The 19672-nt window shown below is 60.2% G+C and carries 17 protein-coding genes and 1 pseudogene; 13 read left to right on the forward strand and 5 right to left on the reverse strand.

The window, feature by feature from the left end; genetic code table 11:
* Window positions 1-174: 174 nt before the first annotated feature.
* Window positions 175-525, forward strand: a complete 351-nt coding sequence (locus AAEZ05_RS05385) for a hypothetical protein (protein WP_152644244.1) — start codon at window positions 175-177, stop codon at window positions 523-525.
* A 280-nt stretch (window positions 526-805) separates the two neighbouring features.
* On the opposite strand, the pseudogene AAEZ05_RS05390 reads toward AAEZ05_RS05385, so the two are convergent.
* The 3 genes and pseudogenes from AAEZ05_RS05390 to AAEZ05_RS05400 form a co-directional block, all read right to left on the reverse strand.
* Window positions 806-1240 (reverse strand): annotated as a pseudogene (locus AAEZ05_RS05390) (agmatine deiminase family protein); the annotation flags it as partial.
* Between the two features lie 30 nt (window positions 1241-1270).
* Window positions 1271-2482, reverse strand: a complete 1212-nt coding sequence (locus AAEZ05_RS05395; RefSeq protein WP_045058410.1) for a type II toxin-antitoxin system HipA family toxin — start codon at window positions 2480-2482, stop codon at window positions 1271-1273.
* The gene (locus AAEZ05_RS05400) at window positions 2482-2826 is read right to left on the reverse strand and encodes a helix-turn-helix domain-containing protein (RefSeq protein WP_045058409.1); all 345 of its coding nucleotides are present in this window, start codon (window positions 2824-2826) and stop codon (window positions 2482-2484) included. Before AAEZ05_RS05400 ends, AAEZ05_RS05395 begins: the two co-directional genes overlap by 1 nt.
* A 411-nt stretch (window positions 2827-3237) precedes the next feature.
* Here AAEZ05_RS05400 and AAEZ05_RS05405 point away from each other — a divergent pair, with 411 nt between their 5' ends.
* Window positions 3238-3891, forward strand: a complete 654-nt coding sequence (locus tag AAEZ05_RS05405; RefSeq protein ID WP_045058408.1) for an MliC family protein — start codon at window positions 3238-3240, stop codon at window positions 3889-3891.
* A 41-nt stretch (window positions 3892-3932) separates the two neighbouring features.
* Window positions 3933-6320 (forward strand): DUF3772 domain-containing protein, encoded by a 2388-nt coding sequence (locus AAEZ05_RS05410; protein ID WP_045058407.1) that lies wholly within the window; start codon window positions 3933-3935, stop codon window positions 6318-6320.
* A gap of 72 nt (window positions 6321-6392) precedes the next feature.
* Here the strand turns inward: AAEZ05_RS05410 and AAEZ05_RS05415 are convergent, their stop codons facing one another.
* Complete coding sequence (locus AAEZ05_RS05415; protein WP_045058406.1) at window positions 6393-7316, reverse strand: helix-turn-helix domain-containing protein; 924 nt, start codon at window positions 7314-7316, stop codon at window positions 6393-6395.
* 162 nt (window positions 7317-7478) lie between these two features.
* Between AAEZ05_RS05415 and AAEZ05_RS05420 the strand changes: the two genes are divergently transcribed.
* From AAEZ05_RS05420 to AAEZ05_RS05450, 7 genes are all read left to right on the forward strand, one after another.
* Entirely contained in the window at window positions 7479-8837 is a 1359-nt protein-coding gene (locus AAEZ05_RS05420) for a glutamine synthetase family protein (protein ID WP_045058651.1), read from the forward strand.
* A gap of 174 nt (window positions 8838-9011) precedes the next feature.
* The gene (locus tag AAEZ05_RS05425) at window positions 9012-10100 is read left to right on the forward strand and encodes a polyamine ABC transporter substrate-binding protein (RefSeq protein ID WP_350646760.1); all 1089 of its coding nucleotides are present in this window, start codon (window positions 9012-9014) and stop codon (window positions 10098-10100) included.
* On the forward strand, window positions 10097-11398 hold the full coding sequence (locus AAEZ05_RS05430; protein ID WP_045058404.1) for an NAD(P)/FAD-dependent oxidoreductase: 1302 nt from the start codon (window positions 10097-10099) through the stop codon (window positions 11396-11398). The genes AAEZ05_RS05425 and AAEZ05_RS05430 overlap by 4 nt, the downstream gene beginning before the upstream one ends.
* A gap of 206 nt (window positions 11399-11604) precedes the next feature.
* Window positions 11605-12201, forward strand: a complete 597-nt coding sequence (locus AAEZ05_RS05435) for a paraquat-inducible protein A (RefSeq protein WP_045058403.1) — start codon at window positions 11605-11607, stop codon at window positions 12199-12201.
* Window positions 12198-12854 (forward strand): paraquat-inducible protein A, encoded by a 657-nt coding sequence (locus AAEZ05_RS05440; protein WP_045058402.1) that lies wholly within the window; start codon window positions 12198-12200, stop codon window positions 12852-12854. Before AAEZ05_RS05435 ends, AAEZ05_RS05440 begins: the two co-directional genes overlap by 4 nt.
* Window positions 12835-14490, forward strand: coding sequence for a PqiB family protein (locus AAEZ05_RS05445; protein ID WP_045058401.1), 1656 nt, complete (start codon window positions 12835-12837; stop codon window positions 14488-14490). The genes AAEZ05_RS05440 and AAEZ05_RS05445 overlap by 20 nt, the downstream gene beginning before the upstream one ends.
* A gap of 17 nt (window positions 14491-14507) precedes the next feature.
* The gene (locus AAEZ05_RS05450) at window positions 14508-15065 is read left to right on the forward strand and encodes a PqiC family protein (protein WP_045058400.1); all 558 of its coding nucleotides are present in this window, start codon (window positions 14508-14510) and stop codon (window positions 15063-15065) included.
* Between the two features lie 206 nt (window positions 15066-15271).
* On the opposite strand, the gene AAEZ05_RS05455 is transcribed toward AAEZ05_RS05450, so the two are convergent.
* Window positions 15272-16123, reverse strand: a complete 852-nt coding sequence (locus AAEZ05_RS05455) for a site-specific integrase (protein ID WP_412548503.1) — start codon at window positions 16121-16123, stop codon at window positions 15272-15274.
* A gap of 427 nt (window positions 16124-16550) precedes the next feature.
* Between AAEZ05_RS05455 and AAEZ05_RS05460 the strand changes: the two genes are divergently transcribed.
* The 3 genes from AAEZ05_RS05460 (at window position 16551) to AAEZ05_RS05470 (ending at window position 19665) form a co-directional block, all read left to right on the forward strand.
* On the forward strand, window positions 16551-17261 hold the full coding sequence (locus AAEZ05_RS05460; RefSeq protein WP_045058398.1) for an HPP family protein: 711 nt from the start codon (window positions 16551-16553) through the stop codon (window positions 17259-17261).
* Window positions 17262-17403: 142 nt separating this feature from the next.
* Window positions 17404-18510: an enoyl-CoA hydratase/isomerase family protein gene (locus AAEZ05_RS05465; RefSeq protein WP_045058397.1), complete on the forward strand. Its 1107-nt coding sequence runs from the start codon at window positions 17404-17406 to the stop codon at window positions 18508-18510.
* 3 nt (window positions 18511-18513) lie between these two features.
* Window positions 18514-19665, forward strand: a complete 1152-nt coding sequence (locus AAEZ05_RS05470; protein ID WP_045058396.1) for an acyl-CoA dehydrogenase family protein — start codon at window positions 18514-18516, stop codon at window positions 19663-19665.
* Window positions 19666-19672: the final 7 nt, after the last annotated feature.

Consider the following 19672-nt stretch of genomic DNA (forward strand, 5'->3'; position numbering starts at 1 on the left):
CGTTACATTAAACGACCCATGGTGGCCAAGCCAGTTTCCATAGGCCGTTAAACGTAACGCCCGTCATTATGCGTAACGTTGGATTGCGCGGTTAGCCCGGTTGGGCGTGGATTTCGAGGTGGCCTCTTCTCAAATGGTGGTCATTTGATCGTCGGGCTCTTGGGACCGGTTCGGATGCTTGAGATCTGGTTTGCTTGTGTTGATCTTGAAGATGATTGCACAACTGCGTTTGCGCTTCGTTGTCCTCTACCTCGACTTGGTTTGGTCGGCGCTGCATTTCTCAGTTTGAAAACCTTTTGCTTGGTGGTTCAGTTGGTGCGGTATCTCAAAGTCAAAGTCAAAAGATCGCAGCCTTCGGCAGCTCCTACGGTGTTTACGATGTTTCGCGTGATCATGATGGAGATGGATTTTTGCCCCGGCTTGCTGTTGTCGAGATTTGAGCTCGCAGTGTTGACCCGTATTGAGGACGAGACCCATGGCCTGTTTGTTGACTGGCGTTATGGTCTGTCAGCCAACTGGCATTGATGTCGATTCGTGAAAAACGCCTATTCCCTTAAGAAGCAAGAGAGTTAATTGGCCTGAGTGTGAGGTGCCTGAAGCGCTAAAACCATAATTTGGCGAGCAATCTTCCGCAAACCAGAGGTACAGCCCAGCATTCCAAGTGAACACTCGCTCTGGCTGTGATCTAGAATAAAAGACCTGCTCTATTGGACAGCTGAACGAAGGTAGAATTTAACTATACTAAATGTCTCTTTAGTTGAATTAGATTTTACCGCGTCCCAGATCACCTCCATCTCCGTCTTTGTCACACCGCAGGTTGATGGCAGGTCACGCAGTGAATCCCGCCACCACCCGCTGCAATCGCGTCAATGTTCAGCATTACCATCTCCCTGTCCGGATAAAGTCCGGACAGCAGTTCCAGTGCCTTCGCATCTGCGTTGTCGAGGTTGGCGATCACCACGCCCGGCTTGACGAAACGTGCGTAAAAATCCACGTGGGTCTCGGTGATGCCTTTGCCTTTGATGCCCGGTAGCCAGATGATTTTGCGTAAACCCAGGCGTTCGTTGAGCGCTTGTTCGACCTCGGCTTTGCTCCAGTCGGGGTTGCGGTTGGATTTGATCCAGCTGCTCTCGGCCATGATCCCGGTTCCATGGCCGTCCACTTCGATGGCACCGCCCTCTCCCACCAGTTCGCTGCGCAGATAGACAGCTTCGCTGGTTTGGGCGACAACAGCGGCCAGAATGGTTGCAAGCCAATCTGCAGGCGCCGGCTACCGCATCCGCTCGGTGCTGACCGCAGCCCGGGACATGACCAGTTCTTCGCCGCGCAGGCAGGTGGCGTAGTAGTCCTTGAGCGCTTCCTCCCAGCCAATGACTTCGTCCAGCAGGTGCTCGGCGTGTTCGCGGGTCAGGGCGAAGTGCGCGTGGTGGCTGAGCAGGTTGACGCGGCTGATCCTGGTGCCTTCGCGGCCCACCGCCATGGACAAGGTCTGGGCAGGTCCCTCATCGATAATCGGTAAAACGTCGTACATCGGTGACAGACGCCATTGCCCGCCAAGCCAGATGATCGAATGGTTGCGCGGATGATCGTCGCTGTTACCCACCAGAGCGTTGTAGCACATGCGTTTGAACAGCTCCTGCAGATCGCCGTCGGGCACGCCGCGCCGGCGCATTTCATCAGCCACCGAGGCGTAGCGCCAGTCACGGTGGTACTGCTCGTTCCATTCGGAGTCAAGCAAGGTCAGCGCGCTGAGCATCGGGATGCGTCGGGCGCCGTCGGCCAGCGGGGTGCGGTCGAAACGCTCGATCAGCAGCGTCGACGGTGATTCGGCGTGCAATGCGGTGTTGGCCACGTTCAGCCCTTTCGACGCGGCAAAGGTCATGCAGGCGTATTCGATTGCAGGGAAATCATAGAGGTCAAAACGATCGCGGGGCTTGGCCAGGATCAGCATTCCGCTGTCCTGCAAGGTGCGCTTGGGTCGTGCACCGCCCAGGGACGAGCGCTGCTGGCGGATGTTGAGCATGGCGATCGACTGCTCATCGAGCTGGCCGTCGTACACCGCTTCGCAGGCCTCGATAAACTTCCCCAGGCCTTTGAGCGTAGGCACCGGCCCTTCCCCCAATCCGGGCGCGGGCACAGTCGCAGTGCCAGCCAGGAGGTTGCCGACCCGGTCGTTGTTCGGCGACTTGAGCAGGAAATCGATAGGTGCCAGCACCTGCCCAAATGCACGCTGCAGCAGGCGCTCGCCCCAACCGTCCGGCATTGCGTCATTGACGAAGCCGGGGATGCCGCGGTTTTTGCTGATGCCGGTATAGGCTTCGGTACGCAAGGGATAGTTGATCGGATCTGGCACCCAGCCGCCGCGCTCGACGTAGTCGGGGGCATAAATGAACTCGCCGAATTTACCCTGCAGCGTCACCCGGCCCAGGGTCAGCAGTTCACCAGTGTCCGGGTGCTCCATGTAGATATAGGCACGGGACATCAGAACTCCTCCGCCTTGGTTTTCGGCAGGCGCACGCGCTTGTTGGCGATGCTCTGGTAGGCATCCGCGTCAGTGACGTAGCGAGCAACCTGCGACGTGGTTTCCACCCCGTCCAGTGACGCAAAGACCGTCTCGTTGATCCCCAGGCGCCACAGCACCAACATGAATGAGCGAAGATCGACTGACTCCGAGCCATTTTCGATCTTGCGCAGGATGTGCTCGGAGATGCCCAATGCGGATTTGAGATCAGATTGACGCAGGCCCAGAGCCAGTCGCCGGGATTTCACCAGGAGACCTATCCTGCAGAGGGTATCGCTGCAGGCAACCGGAAAAAAGTCGTTCATAACATGCACCAATTGGAGCTTTAACCTTAATAAGGTTAACCATAGCATGCTTTATAAGGTGTATTAAAAATATAAAGCGCATCGGAATCAGTATTAAACAGTCTTATGCTGGTATTGGTTAACATTATGGGCGTGCGGCACTGCTTGGAAAATTACCCCCATAGGTTCCTGGCGATCACCGCATCCTGTTGCCTTTGCTCAGCGTCGCTCTTGGAGCCTGCATGCCAGGCAACGTCTTGTGCACTTCCCGGCGGCGGTCGCAGTCTGTGTCTACTATAAAAGCCTGTGCGAGCTGACTTTCGATCACAGAACGAGAATCCCGATGACCAGGAGGATTGCAGGCATCGCCCCAAAGGCTGGATCGCCTGGCTGTCCGTGGTGCTGCCGATCTCCGATTAAACTGGATCGATCATGAAAACGCTCACGGTTATCTGCACCTGTCTGCTTGCCGCCAGCGCGGCGACAAGCCTCTGCGCCAGGGCTGCCACCCCTGCCCCCCTGTTTAAAACCAGCTTCGATTGCGCCAGCGCGAGTGCACCGGTGGAAAAGCTGATCTGTCGTGACTCGCAACTGGCGCGAATGGACCGTGAACTGGACCGTCTCTACCGCCTGGCGCTCACGGACGAGCACTCGGTTCCGCCCCCGGGAAAAGTCAGCACCGACCAGCAAATCTGGACACTGACGCGCAATCAATGCTTCATCGAAGCGGATCCCAAGGCGTGTACGGTGAGCCGCTATGCCGAACGCGCCCATCAGTTGCGCCAGGGCTCTGCCATCGTCAGGACCAAGGACCCGGACCGGCTCACCGAAGGCCCGCTGGCGATTCGATGTGCGGGGCTTAATGCGCTGATCGCCGCTACCTGGTTCAACGCCGACCCCGGTGTGGTTTACCTGCGCTGGGCCAACTCGTCGATCACCCTGAGCCAGGAACCTGCGGGGACAGGTCGGCGCTACAGCGGCAAGGACAACACGGGTTACTTTAGTTTTTCGCAAACCGGTGATGATGTGCTATTCCAGAAGCCGGGCTCCGGGACACTGCGCTGCAAAATGGAGCCGACGGGGTGATGCACTATCTACTTCGGAAAGTCAGGGGGCGGGACGCGTGTATGGGTGATGCATTGAAGTGGCTGGTGTTGAGCGTAGTCATGCTGTTTCAAGCCAGCACCGCAGTGCTTTGGGCGGCGGAGGCGCCAAACCCGATCTCCGCAGTCCCGGGAGCGCCCTCATTTTCGGTGTCCCAAAGCGAGTTGCAGGACTTGCAGGTTCGCCTGGATCGCATCAAGCAGCAAGTCTCCCAGGCGAACAACCTGAGCCTGATGGTCGGCCTGCAGGATTCGGTGCAGCTGTATATCAATGACATCGACACCCTGCAGTCAACGCTGCTGCCCGAGCAGAAGCAGTTGCAGGCGCAACTGGACGTGCTGGGGCCGGTGTCGCCGGTCGAGGTCGGCGCAGAGAAGTCGGAAATCGCCATGCAACGCGCTGACCTGTCTGAGCAAAAGCGCCGGATCGACGCCAGCCTCACCACACTGGCAGCGCTCAGAGCCAGCGCCGCCGGGCTCATCCCGCAGATCGCCGGCATTCGCCGCAGCCTTCTGGAGAGCGAGGTCACCCTGCGCAGTGGCAGCATCCTGGGGCCGGAGTTCTGGTCGCCGTTGTTCAGCCCGCGCAAAGACGATCGCCAGCGCTTGAGCGAGTTCGTAGAGCAGGCCCAAGACGCCCTGGCAGTCGCCTGGCAACCGGGCAAACGTCTGGCTACCGTGTTGTTGGTGGTGCTGGCACTGGCAATCTGGAGCTGGGGCCGCAGGGTGGCTGATCGCGGACTGACCTGGCTGTGTATTCATCGCATGCCTGAAGGACGTTTGCGTCGCAGTTCGCTTGCCCTGGCTTCGGTGATCGCCACGGTGCTCGCTACCGCGCTGGCGATGCAGTTGCTGTTCTACGCACTCACCCGCCAGCTGCCGCTGACACCAATGCTGCAGAATTTCGCCGACGAGTTTGAAAAGCTGATTTATCTGTGCGTGATGATTACCGGGTTGAGCCGCGCGCTGTTGTCGACCGCGCATCCGTCGTGGCGGCTGCCGACCATCTCCGACTCCGTGGCCCACGCACTCGAACCCTTTCCGCGGATAGTGGCCTGCACCCTGCTGGTATTGGTGGGCCTGGCGCAAATCAGCAATGTCAGCGGCATGAGCGCCTCGGCCATATTGCTGGGGCGCGGGGTGATTGCCCTGGTCGTCACCGTGCTGTTTGCGATGCTGTTTCGCCGCGCCAACAAAGCCCGCAGGGCCGTAGTGGTGGCCGGCGACTCACCGGAGGCCAGTACCACGCTGGCCGGGCTGATTTATTCCGCTGCCACCGTGGCCATGATCATTTCGCTGTTCGCCCTGCTGATCGGTTACGTGTCCCTGGCACGCTTCATCACCTATGAACTGGTCTGGGGCTTCCTCGTCCTCTGCGGTTTCTACCTGCTCATCCAGCTGCTCAAGGACAGCTGTGAATACCTGTTCTCCGCCAAGAGCGCGAGCGGCAAGGCGCTCAAACAATTGCTCGGCATCGGTGACACTCGTCTCGAGCAAATTTCCATCGTGCTGTCCGGTGTGGGCCGCGCCGCGTTGCTGTTGCTGGCGATCATTTCCATGTTCGTCGGTGGCGTCGGAGTCACGCTGGGGCAATTATTCAGCCAGGTGGTGGCTATCCTCGGTGGCGACGGCTTGCGCAAACTCAATGTGGTTCCGGCTCATTTGCTCAACGCGGTGCTGGCGCTGCTGATCGGCATCTACCTGATCCGCTCGCTGCGCCGCTGGCTGGATAACGAGTTCCTGCCCAAGACCAATATGGATCCGGGCATGTGCGCGTCCCTCAGCACGCTATTTGCCAACATCGGCTACGCGCTGGTGATCCTGCTGACGCTGTCGTCCCTGGGTATCCAGTGGACCAACCTGGCGTGGATCGTCAGCGCCCTGTCGGTGGGCATCGGTTTCGGTTTGCAGGAGATCGTGAAGAACTTCGTTTCCGGCCTGATTCTGCTGACCGAGCGCCCGGTAAAGGTAGGCGACCTGATCAGTATCAGCGGGGTCGAAGGCGATATTCGCCGGATCAACGTGCGGGCCACGGAAATTCAGCTCAGCGACCGCTCCATCGTCATCGTCCCTAACTCGCAGCTAATCTCGCAGAACCTGCGCAATGTGACCCTGGGCGGCAGCGCGCAGGGGGTGGCCAGCCTGGAGCTGACCTTTCCGCTGGACATTGACCCCGAGCAAGTCAAGAACCTGCTGTACGACACCTACTGCGAGCACGAAACCATTCTCGACAAGCCTGCGCCGATGGTGCGCTTCAGCAAGCTCAGCCCCGAGGGCATCACGCTGACCGTCACGGGCTACGTCAGCAGCCCGAGGATCGTCGCCGCGACCAAGAGTGATCTGTTGTTCGAGATACTGAAGCGGTTAGGCGCGGCGGGAATCGCGTTGGCCACACCTGCGCCGACAGTCTGATTGGGATAAAGATACGCCTGCGAAAAACAGCGGGAGCGAGCGCCCTCGCCACAGGGATTGGCAGACACAGGATCATCCAGTTGCGCGGTGGTTTCGGCCACTGCGCTTGAGTGTCTCGCTTGGCAGTTCCTTGAACAACGCACGGTAGCTGCTGGAAAACCGCCCCAGATGCCAGAACGACCACTTCATCGCGACCTCGGCCACGGTAGTGTCCATGGGTCTGCACCCGAGCAGTTCGCGGTGCGCACTGTTCAGTCGGCGCAAGCGCAGCCAGTGGGTGGGCGTCATGCCGGTGTAGGCCTTGAACGCGTGCTGGACCTGGCGCAACGACACCCCGGCAACCTGGGCAAGTTGCAGCAGGTTGAGGGTTTCCTCCGGCGAGTCCGCTGCCCACTCACCAATGCGCTTCATCACCGCCCGTTCCTCGGTGCGGCGCTGCAGACCACCGTGATCCAGGCACACACTGGCATTGTCGAGCAGATAGAGGCAGTCCTCGAGCAACTGTTGGGTCAGGGCTTCCCTGCTGGGTGGATCGATTGTCTGTGTCAGCTGGGTCAAGGTGCTGCTGAGCCAGCGACTGAACAAGGCGTTCTGTCCTGAATTCAACGGCGCCAGGAACAGACCCTCGAGCCTGGCAACGTCCAGGCCGTGACGTCGCACGAAGTCCGGACCGAACACCACGGCGATTTCCTGGTAGTTCTCCGGGGTGATCCAGATGTTGCGGCTCTCGCCATTGAGCACATACAACGCGTTGTCACTGCGATCGAAACAGAACGCCAGCGCCCCCTGGGGCGCACTGAAATTCTGCTCGACCCGGGTGTTCATCTGCTCTTCGTAAATCTCCACGCCCTGCAGGTCCAGGTAACGCACGCGCCCGGCGAAATGCCCCGGTGACATCTGCTGGTATTGCTGCACCCACCCGGGCGTGGCGCGGATCTGTTCGGCCACATCTTCGGTGTTGAACGCTTGGACTTGTAACGGGCTGGACGCTGTCATGGGTGAACCTTACGCACTCGTTTGGTGCGTTTTGGTGCTGCTGAAAGTGGATAGATGGAACTGCAAGGCTCGCCCAAGATAGTCGTCAACGCGTCCCAGGGGAAGGGTGTGGTGGATGAAACCGCCCTCCCCGGCGTTAATAAAACCAATAACGAGGTCTGTATGAATGTCCCTTTCGATCAGCTGTTCACTTGGCTGAAAGATCACAAGATTACCGAAGTCGAGTGCGTCGTCAGCGATTTGACCGGCATTGCACGCGGCAAGATTGCACCCACCAACAAGTTCCTGCATGAGCGAGGCATGCGCCTGCCGGAAAGTGTGCTGTTGCAAACGGTGACCGGGGACTTTGTCGATGACGACATCTACTACGACCTGCTCGACCCGGCCGATATCGACATGGTCTGCAAGCCCGACGCCGACGCGGTGTACGTGGTGCCGTGGGCCATCGAGCCGACGGCTATCGTTATCCATGACACGTTCGACAAGTTCGGCAACCCCATTGAACTGTCACCGCGCAACGTCCTGAAAAAAGTCCTGCAGTTGTACACCGACAAAGGCTGGCGACCGATTGTTGCGCCGGAAATGGAGTTCTACCTGACCCAGCGCTGCGAAGACCCGGACTTGCCCCTCAAGGCACCACTGGGCCGTTCGGGCCGTGCGGAAAGTGGCCGGCAGTCGTTTTCCATCGACGCCGCCAATGAATTCGACCCGTTGTTCGAAGACGTCTACGACTGGTGTGAACTGCAAGGCCTTGACCTGGACACACTGATCCACGAAGACGGCCCGGCGCAGATGGAGATCAACTTCCGTCACGGCGACGCGCTGGACCTTGCCGACCAGATCACCGTATTCAAGCGCACGCTGCGCGAAGCGGCGCTCAAGCACAACGTGGCGGCAACCTTCATGGCCAAGCCCATCGGCGATGAGCCCGGCAGCGCCATGCACATTCACCAGAGCGTGGTGGACATCAGCACCGGCCAGCCGATTTTCGTCGACGCCGACGGCAAGATGAGCGAGCTGTTTTTAAACCACATTGGCGGCCTGCAGAAGTACATCCCCAAAGTGCTGCCGATGTTCGCGCCCAACGTCAATTCGTTCCGCCGCTTCCTGCCGGACACCTCGGCCCCGGTGAACGTCGAATGGGGCGAGGAGAACCGTACCGTCGGCCTGCGGGTACCGACCTCAAGCCCCGAGGCGATGCGCGTGGAGAACCGCCTGCCCGGCGCAGATGCCAACCCCTACCTGGCGATTGCCGCCAGCCTGTTGTGTGGTTACCTGGGCATGATCGAAGGCGTGCAGCCAAGCGCGGCGGTAGAGGGTCGCGCCTATGAGCGGCGCAACCTGCGCCTGCCGATCACCATCGAGGACGCCCTGACGCAAATGGAAGAGTGCCAGACCATCGAAAAGGTCCTGGGCAGCAAATTCGTGCGCGGGTATGTCGCGGTGAAGCGCGCCGAACACGAGAACTTCAAGCGGGTGATCAGTTCGTGGGAGCGTGAATTTCTGTTGTTCAGCGTTTAGGTATCAGGCGTCTGCGAAGGCCCCATCGCGACCAGGCTCGCTCCCTCAGGGGAATGCATGCCATTCGTTCCCACTTTGGAATGCCGTCAACTGTGGGAGTGAGCCTGCTCGCGATGAGCCACCAACAACACGACAGAAACACCTGAAAAATCCAATAACTCCAAGAGGTGTCGAATGCGTCTATTGAAATCCGTGGTCCCGGCAACGCTGGCCTTGCTGTTCAGCGCAGTGTCTCAGGCCCAGCCTACCGTCAGTGTCTACAACTGGACCGATTACATTGGCGAGACCACCCTGGTCGACTTCCAGGCGAAAAGCGGGATAAAAGTCATCTATGACGTCTTTGATTCCAACGAAACCCTCGAAGGCAAGCTGCTCGCCGGGCGGACCGGATACGACGTGGTGGTGCCGTCCAACCACTTCCTCGCCCGTCAGGTAAAAGCCGGCGCGTTCCTCAAGCTCGATCGCGCGCAATTGCCTAACTACAAGCACCTGGACCCCAAGCTCCTCGCCCTGCTGGAAAGCAACGACCGGGGTAACGAGCATTCGGTGCCGTACCTGTGGGGCACTAACGGCATCGGATACAACGTTGAAAAGGTCAAACAGGTGCTCGGCATCGACCGGATCGACTCCTGGGCCGTGATGTTCGAGCCGGAAAACCTGAAAAAACTCAGCCAGTGCGGCGTCTCGATGATGGATTCGGCGGACGAAGTGTTCCCCGCCATTCTCAATTACATGGGCATGGACCCGCGCAGTGAAAATCCCGAGGATTACCAGAAAGCCGAAGCCAAACTCCTGAGCATCCGCCCATACATCACGTATTTCCACTCGTCCAAGTATGTGTCCGACCTGGCCAATGGTGACATCTGCGTCGCCTTCGGCTATTCCGGCGACGTGTTCCAGGCCGCCAACCGCGCCAAGGAAGCCGGGAACGGGGTGAACATCGCCTACGCCATCCCCAAGGAAGGCAGCAACCTGTGGTTTGACCTGCTGGCGATTCCAGCCGACGCTAGCAACCCTAAAGAAGCCCATGCGTTCATCAATTACCTGCTCGACCCGCAAGTGATTGCCAAAGTCAGCGCCTCGGTCGGCTACGCCAACCCCAACCCTGACGCCAAACAATTCATGGACCCGGAGCTGGTAAACAACCCCGAGGTCTATCCTCCTCAGGCCGTCCTCGACAAGCTCTACATCTCGACTACCCCGCCCCAGGCGATCATGCGACTGATGACGCGTTCGTGGAGCAAAGTGAAGTCCAACAAATGAACCAGTACACTCAGGAACATGCGCACTCTTACTACGCCGCCACGGCCCGGGACCTGACGGCCTACCCGAGCCTGGCGACTGATCGGGTAGTTGACGTGTGTGTGATAGGCGGCGGTTTTACCGGGGTCAATACCGCGATCGAGCTGGCGCAGCGTGGGCTTTCGGTGATTCTGCTCGAAGCACGGCGGATTGGCTGGGGCGCCAGTGGGCGCAATGGTGGACAGTTGATCCGTGGGATCGGCCATGACGTCAGCGGGTTTGGCCGTTACATCGGGGCGGATGGCGTGCGTTATCTGGAGCACGCCGGCACAGCATCGGTCGAACTGGTGGGCCAGCGCATTCGCGAGCACGCCATTGATTGCGACTTGCGCTGGGGCTTTTGCGAACTGGCCAACACCCAGGCGCAGTTCGCCGCATTCAAGGCTGAGCAGCAGCAACTGCAGACGAGTGGATACGCCCATGAAACCCGCCTGGTGGGGCCGCAGCAGATCCGCCAGGAAGTGGTGGACTCCGGCGTGTATGCCGGCGGCCTGGTGGACATGGGCTCGGGGCACCTGCATCCGCTCAACCTGATCCTTGGCGAAGCACGCCTGGCTGCGTCCCTCGGGGTGCAGATCTTCGAGCAGAGTCCGGTGCTGGAGTTGATCCATGGCGATACGGTGCAGGTGCGTTGCGCGGGTGGCACGGTGCGTGCGGGCAGGCTGGTGCTGGCGTGCAACGCGCACCTGGATGAACTCGAGCCCAAACTCAGTGGCAAGGTGTTGCCCGCCGGCAGCTACATCATTGCGACCGAGCCGCTGACCGCGGATGCCGCCAGTGCATTGATCCCCCACAACCTGGCGTTGTGCGATCAGAAGGTCGGGCTGGATTATTACCGGCTTTCGGCCGACCGACGCTTGTTGTTTGGCGGTGCCTGTCATTATTCCGGCCGCGACCCGGCGGACATTGCCGCCTATATGCGCCCGCAGATGCTCAAGGTGTTCCCGCAACTGGCGGATGTGCGCATCGACTACCAATGGGGCGGCAAGATCGGCATCAGCGCCAATCGCTTCCCCCAGGTCGGTCGCTTGGGCCAGCACCCGAATGTCTACTATGCCCAGGGTTACTCCGGGCATGGGCTGAACGTGACCCATTGGTGCGCCAAGCTACTGGGTGAAGCGATACATGCCGGACACAGCCAGGGCTTCGATGTATTCAGCGCCGTGCCGCACATGACCTTCCCCGGCGGCCCGATGCTGCGCTCGCCGCTGCTGGCGCTGGGGATGTTGTGGTATCGGGTGCGCGAAATCCTGGGCTAAATCCGCCCCCGTAGGAGCTGCCGAAGGCTGCGATCTTTTGACCTTGACCCTAAATAAAGGCAAAGATCGCAGCCTTCGGCAGCTCCTGCAGGGTTCATGCATCCTGTCGTCTCATGGCTTTGATTCAATTTCGATTTGCTGATTCGCCACTCGCCTCTATATTGAGGAGGTGCTCTGCCTTTAAAGCCTCTTATTGAGCGCGACCCATGGCCTCGAACGACCAGTTGATCATCTGCGAGCATTGCGATTGCGTGTTTCAAAAAGCGACGCTCGCCAAACATCAGAAAACCCTGTGCTCACGTTGTGGCGGGGTGCTCCAGCGCTATAACGGCTTGACCATAGAGCAGCGCCTGGCGTTGAGCCTCACGGCGCTGGTGGTGTGGATCTTCACCAACTTCTACCCGGTAATGAGCATCAGCCTCAAGGGCTTGAAAAACAGTGCCACGCTCTGGGATTCGGTACTGGCCCTCAGCCAGGGCCCCATCACCTTCATCGCCATGGTCGCAGCCATCGCCATGATCATCGCCCCGATCTTTCAGCTGGTGCTGCTGATCTGGGTACTCGGTTTCGCCCTCTCCGGGCAACGCTGCCCCGGCTTCAAACCCTGCATGCGCTGGCTGGAAACCCTGCGCCCCTGGAGCATGCTCGAAGTCTGCCTGCTGGGGGCCATGGTCGCCGTGATCAAACTGGCAGGGTTGCTCGATGTATTGCCCGGCATCGGCCTGTTCGCCCTTGCCGTGCTCAGCCTGATGATGATCCGCATCGCCGGGCGCGACGTGCGTGATCTGTGGGACACCCTATGAGCCGACCGCCAGTGGCGCATGACCTCGACCTATGCCTCTGTCACAGTTGCGGCCTGGCGTGCGACATGACGCATGAACCCCATGAGTGCGAACGCTGTGACGCGCCCTTGCACCGACGCAAGACCAACTCGATCACCCGGACCTGGGCTTACCTGCTGACCTCGCTGGTGTTCTACATTCCCGCCAACCTGTTGCCGGTCATGAACACAAAGATGGTCGGCAATGGCGCCGACAGCACGATCATGAGTGGCGTGCTGGAGTTCTGGGAAGCGGGTGCCTGGGACATCGCCCTGATCATCTTCATCGCCAGCATCGCGGTGCCGGGCATCAAGTTCGTGGCCCTGACGCTGCTGCTGGTGACCGTCCAGCGCAACAGCCTGTGGGCACGCAGGGAGCGCTCGAAAATGTATCGCTTCGTCGAGGTGATCGGCTACTGGTCGATGCTCGACGTCATCGTCGTGGCGCTGGTCGCCGCCCTGGTGAAATTTCAGGCCCTGGCCGATATCGAGCCAAGGCCGGGTATTCTGTTTTTTGGCCTGGTGGTGGTGTTCACCATGCTGGCGGCGATGAGTTTCGACCCACGCCTGATCTGGAATGAATCGCGGGAAAAGCCGCATATCGAGGAGGTCATGGATGAAGTCGCAAGCCACTGACGGGCCCCAGGCCCCCGGCCAGGCCCCGATCAAGACCCGCAGGTTCAGCGTTTCCCTGGTGTGGATCGTGCCGATCGTTGCGGTACTGGTAGGTATTTCGCTGGTGGTGCACAGCATCCTGCAGCAAGGGCCGACCATCACCATCACGTTCAAGACGGGCGCCGGCCTCACCGCCAACAAGACCGAGGTCAAGTACCGCAACGTGGTGATCGGCCATGTCTCGGAAGTCGAACTCAGTGACGACCAGAAAAGTGTCAATGCCACGATAAAACTGGCCAAGCAGGCGGAAAGCTTTACCCGTGAAGACTCGAAGTTCTGGGTCGTGCGCCCGCGCATCGGGGCTGGCGGTGTGTCGGGTATCGACACCCTGCTGTCCGGCGATTACATCGGCGCTGATATCGGCCAGGCCAACACCCGGGCGAAGCGCTTCCAGGGCATGGAAAACCCGCCGCCGATCACCTACGGCGAACCGGGCAAGCGCTTTACCCTGCACACCCAGGACCTGGGCTCGCTGGACATCGGCTCGCCTGTCTACTACCGCAAGATCCCGGTCGGCCAGGTGGTGGCCTACGCCCTGGACCCCGATGGCAAAGGGGTGAACATCGACGTGTTCGTCCACTCGCCCAATGATGCCTATGTCACACAAAACACCCGGTTCTGGAACGCCAGCGGCATTGATGTAAGTGTCGGCGCCAACGGCTTTGCGCTCAAGACCGAGTCGTTGTCCTCGATACTGGTCGGCGGCATCGCCTTTCGCGCCCCTGAGTACAGCCCTGACGACAAACCCGCGGCAGAAGAATATGCCTACGAGCTGTTCCCTGACCAGCAGACCGCCCTCGCCCCGCCCAATGGCAAGGCGCAGTACCTGAGCCTGCGTTTCGATCAGGCGCTGCGTGGGCTGAAGGTCGGCGCCCCGGTGGAGTTCCTCGGTACGGAGTTCGGCAGAGTCGTTTCGGTCAACCTCGATTTCGATGCGCAGAAGCGCAGCTTTCCGGTGAATGTCGGCATCGTCATCTACCCGCAACGCCTCGGCACGGCGCATACCAAGATTCAAAAGGTGTTGAATCACGACTCCAACGACGAGGCCGCCGGTGTGCGCCTGATGGGCTCCTTCGTCGAGAACGGCCTGCGCGCCCAGGCCCGCAGTGGCAACCTGTTGACAGGACAGCTGTACATTGCGCTGGACTTCTATCCCAAGGCGCCAAAGGTCGCGTTCGATGCGACTGCCCGCCCCGTCAGCATTCCAACCATTCCGGGCAGCCTGGAGGAGATTCAGGGCAAACTGGAGGCGATGGTCGACAAGATCAACAAACTGCCGATCGAACGAATCGCCAACAACCTCGATGCCAATCTGGTCGAGCTGCGCAAGGGCCTGACCCAGTTCAATGCCAAGACGTTGCCCGGCGTCCAGAGCACCCTGGCCGACGTCAGCAAGACCTTGCAGTCGGCCAACTCGACATTGGCCGAGGACTCGCCGCAACGTGAGCAACTGTCCGAAACCCTGGACGATCTGGGCCGTACCTCGCGTTCCTTGCGCGACCTGGCGGATTACCTGGGACGCCACCCCGAATCGCTGATTCGCGGACGCCCCAATAATGCCGCGCCTATCGACCTGCAAGGGCCGCCGAGCAAATGACCACAGGAGCATCACCCATGGCTTTTCCGCTGAAGATCACCCTGCTCGCCGCGCTGTCATTGCTCGCCGCCTGCCGCAGTGATCCGATTCAGTTCCATACGTTGACCCCGGCGCAGTTGAACGCGAATTCGCAGTCCACGGCGCAGATCCAGATCGAATCACTCACGGTGCCGCCCCAGGTCGATCGTCCGCAGATCGTCGTGCGCCAGGGCAATACCGGGATCGCGATTCTTGAAACCCAATGGTGGGGCGCTAGCCTGGTGGATGAGTTACGCAGCGCGCTGGTCGACCAGATGGTCAACAGCAACCCCAGGCGCAATATCTCGGTGCGCCTTGAGGTGCAGCGGTTCGACTCGATTCCGGGTCAATATGGGCTGATCGACGTAAAATGGCGCCTGCGCGACGCAGGCGCCACTGAAAAGGGCACCCTCACCTGCCGCAGCACCTTGAAGACCCCTTCCGGGCCTTCGATTGACGACCTGGTTGATGCGCAGCAGAACAACGTCAAGCGTCTGGCCGCGCTGATCAGCCAGGCGGCAGGCAATCCGCAAACCACCTGCCCCACCAGCCTGTAAACACTGACAAATCCTGCGCCGGGCGTTGCCCCCACTGTATGTTCGGCACTGTTCAAGCGGGATATCAGGCTGCCAGGGCCATCGTTCAGGTGCACCCACTGTAGGAGCGAGCTCGCTCGCGATGGTCGTCAACGATAACGCGGGGTGTCAGGCTGCCAGAGAGATCGTTCACGACCATCGCGAGCGAGCTCGCTCCTACAACGGCATCACAAATCGAAACGATCCACCGCCCGCCGCCGCTCGTTGTCGTCACGCACATCGTAGTTGGCGGTCGTCTGGATATTGCTGTGGTGCGCCAGCTTCTGCGCGATCGACAGGTCGTGCTCCTCGATCACCCGGGTGATGAACGACCGCCGAAAATCGTGGGGCATGATCTTCACGCCGACCTGCGCGCCACGCTGGCGGGCAATGTAATAGATCGCATGTTTGGTGATGCGCTCGCGCGTGATGTGGCTGCCTCGACGAATGCGGTTGAACAGGAACGGGTCATCCACCTCCCCCTCCTTGAGCTGCGAGCGGCGCAGTTCGAGCCAGGCGTCGAGCTTGGCAAAGGCCCAGGTGGGCGCATATTTGATCAACTGCTTGTTGCCCTTGCCCGTCACTCGCAGGCTGCGCTCGGCAAAATCCAACTGACTGAGGTCCAGGTTGACCGACTCCGACTTGCGCATCCCCGAGCCATACAGAATTGCAATGATAGCGGCGTCGCGCAGCCCCTGTGGCCTGGGGTCGGCGGCACACACCGCCATCAGTTCCTGGATCAGCGAACGGCGTAGGTTGCGCCCCTGGGACAGCCGCGTGCCGGCGATGCCCTTGACCGAGCGCATCTTCAACAGGTGTTCCTGGCTGATCAGGCTCATGCGCCAGGCTTCATTCATTACCCCGCGCACGGCGTTGACGTACAGCGATGAGGTGTTGGGCGCATAACCGTCCTCGCGCAGCGCTGCAACCAGCGCAACGACATCCTCTGGCTGTAATTGATGCCAGGGAATTTCCTCGACGTTCATGTCTTCGAAACCCAGGCGATCGGCGGCATCCTGCAGGACATAACGCATCGTCATTTGGCTGGAGGGTGCCAATCGCGCCAGGTAGACAGTGAGCGGATTAGCCTTGGAAGCGGGTAAGTCAGTCAAACGAAACGGCCTTGATTGAAATCGGTGTCATGGAGCAAAAAACAGCAATCGGCTGCCTTGCGGTGGTCAGGTGCGGGACGAATCACAAGCTCCATCATCTGACGTGCCCCGGTGGGGCTCCCAACCCTGCCGGCCGGGGCTGCAAAAGTCAAATCAGCTGTCATTTAAAAATCGCAACGCTCCAATTAAACTCATAATTAATGCATTCAACCTGCATTAATATGAATTTGTCAGTGACCGTATAGCGAGGCAAACTGTGCGCGTTCCTCCCCCAACAGAGGGAACACTTTCAAGGGCTTACTGGGTTTCCAGCCGAGCCTTTTTTTTCGCCTGCTTTTCACGGATCGTTTAATTCATGCTTGCTCGCTGGTTACCTGCCGCCATCAACACTCGCCCCACTGAATGGAGCCGCGCCGCGATTGGCATGGCCATAGGTACGATGTTCACCGTCTGGCTGTGCAGCCAGGTATTCGGCGTCGAAGTGGCCCAACACCTTATCGGGCCGCTGGGGGCTTCGGCCGTGCTGCTGTTTGCCGTGTCATCCGGTGCCCTCGCCCAACCCTGGGCGATCCTGGGCGGCTACCTGAGTGCTGCAGTGGTAGCTCTGCTGGTAGCGCACGTGCTCGGTCGCACGTTGACCAGCGCATGCCTGGCGGCGGGTGTTGCGCTGATCCTGATGTGCTGGCTGCGTTGCCTGCACCCGCCAGCCGGCGCCTTGGCCCTGACCCTGGTGCTGGCCGACCCTGCGACCATCGCCCTTGACTGGCAAGCTCTGGGGCCCGTCATGCTCGGGGCTGCCACCCTGTTGTTATGTGCCCTGCTCTACAACAACCTGACGCGCATCCGTTATCCCAAACGTGCAGGCGAGCCCCCGGTGGCAGTGACCGCCGGTCCCGCCGTGGTCGACAGCCAAGGCATCACCGCCCAGGATTTGAAGCTGGCCCTGGCAGACCTGGAGGCCTTCTACGACGTCACGCCCGAAGACCTCGAGCAATTGATCCATGCCAGTGAAGTGCACGCCCGGCGGCGTAGCATTGGCGACGTGTTCACTGAACGGTCCGCGTAGTCAGATTCCGCTCGCTGCATGCATATCTGCAGACTGGACCTGCAGATATCCCGGTTGTACATCACAAATTTGCACTGGTACGATCCTTGATCGCTCGCGTGCGAGCTTCTCTATAAAGAACAATAAAAGCAGGGAGTTAGTGATGACTGCTCAGGTTTCTTCTCCGGGGACTCAGTCCATGGATGCCACGCACAACGACGTGCTGGCCGAAGTACGCAACCACATTGGTCACCTTACCCTCAATCGTCCCGCCGGTCTCAATGCCCTCACTCTCGACATGGTGCGTAACCTGCAGCGCCAGCTCGACGCCTGGGCGCAGGATTCGACGGTACACGCCGTCGTATTGCGCGGCGCCGGAGAAAAAGCCTTCTGTGCCGGTGGTGACATCCGCTCGCTGTACGACAGCTTCAAGAACGGCGACTCGCTGCACCAGGATTTCTTCGTCGAGGAATATGCCCTGGACCTCGCCATTCACCACTACCGCAAACCGGTGCTGGCGCTGATGGACGGATTTGTCCTGGGCGGCGGCATGGGCCTGGTGCAAGGTGCCGACCTGCGGGTGGTCACGGAAAAAAGCCGCCTGGCGATGCCGGAAGTGGGCATAGGCTATTTCCCGGACGTCGGCGGCAGCTACTTCCTGCCTCGCGTGCCCGGCGAGCTGGGGATCTACCTGGGCGTCACCGGCGTGCAGATTCGCGCAGCCGATGCTCTCTACTGCGGGCTGGCCGACTGGTACCTGGACAGCAATAAAATCGCCATCCTGGACGAGCAGCTTGATCAGATGGCATGGCACGACACCGCGCTCAAGGACCTGCAGGGCGTACTGGCCCGGCTCGCGGTGCAGCAACTGCCCGAGGCACCGTTCATTGCGCTGCGCCCGGCCATCGATCACTTCTTCGCCTTGCCCGACGTGCCGAGTATGGTTGAGCAACTGCGTGCAGTCACGGTGGCTGACAGCCACGACTGGGCGCTGGCGACTGCTGACCTGCTGGAGACGCGCTCGCCGCTGGCCATGGGGGTCACCCTGGAAATGCTGCGCCGTGGTCGCCACCTGAGTCTGGAAGACTGTTTTGCCCTTGAACTGCACCTGGACCGCCAGTGGTTCGAGCGTGGTGACCTGATCGAGGGCGTGCGCGCCTTGCTGATCGACAAAGACAAGACGCCACGCTGGAACCCGCCCACCTTGCAGGCGCTGGGCGCCGGGCATGTGGAGAGTTTCTTTGAAGGCTTCGATCGGAGCGGGAGCTGAGCCATGCACGATATCGAATTGAGCGAAGAGCAAGTGATGATCCGCGACATGGCCCGGGATTTCGCCCGGGGTGAAATCGCGCCTCATGCCCAGGCCTGGGAAAAGGCCGGCTGGATTGATGACGCCCTGGTGGCGAAGATGGGCGAGCTCGGCCTGCTGGGCATGGTGGTACCCGAGGAATGGGGCGGCACCTATGTCGACTACGTGGCCTATGCGCTGGCGGTGGAGGAAATTTCCGCAGGTGACGGCGCCACCGGCGCCCTGATGAGCATCCACAATTCCGTCGGTTGCGGGCCCGTGCTGAACTTCGGCACCGAAGAACAGAAACAGGCCTGGCTGCCGGACCTGGCCAGCGGCAAAGCCATTGGCTGCTTCTGCCTGACCGAACCCCAAGCCGGTTCCGAAGCACACAACTTGCGCACCCGCGCGGAACTGCGCGATGGCCAGTGGGTGATCAACGGCGCCAAGCAATTTGTCAGCAATGGCAAGCGCGCCAAATTGGCCATCGTGTTCGCCGTGACCGACCCGGACCTGGGCAAACGCGGAATTTCCGCCTTCCTGGTGCCGACTGATACCGCCGGTTTCATCGTAGATCGCACCGAACACAAGATGGGCATTCGCGCATCCGATACCTGCGCAGTCACCCTGAACAATTGCACCATCCCCGAAGCCAATCTGCTGGGTCAACGCGGCAAGGGCCTGGCCATCGCCCTGTCCAACCTTGAAGGTGGACGCATCGGCATCGCCGCCCAGGCGCTGGGCATCGCCCGCGCGGCATTTGAAGCAGCCTTGGACTATGCCCGTGGTCGGGTGCAGTTCGACAAGCCGATCATTGAGCACCAGAGCATTGCCAATCTGCTCGCCGACATGCACACCCGGCTGAACGCGGCGCGCCTGTTGATCCTGCACGCGGCGCGCTTGCGCAGCGCCGGCAAGCCTTGCCTGTCGGAGGCGTCACAAGCCAAGCTGTTCGCGTCGGAAATGGCCGAGAAGGTCTGCTCTTCGGCGATACAGATTCATGGTGGGTATGGCTACCTGGAAGACTACCCGGTGGAGCGCTACTACCGCGATGCGCGGATCACGCAGATCTATGAGGGGTCGAGCGAGATTCAGCGGATGGTGATCGCCCGAGAATTGAAGAACTATCTGGTTTAGGGCCTGC

This window comes from Pseudomonas sp. HY13-MNA-CIBAN-0226 (assembly GCF_040310305.1).
Lineage (GTDB): Bacteria > Pseudomonadota > Gammaproteobacteria > Pseudomonadales > Pseudomonadaceae > Aquipseudomonas > Aquipseudomonas gregormendelii.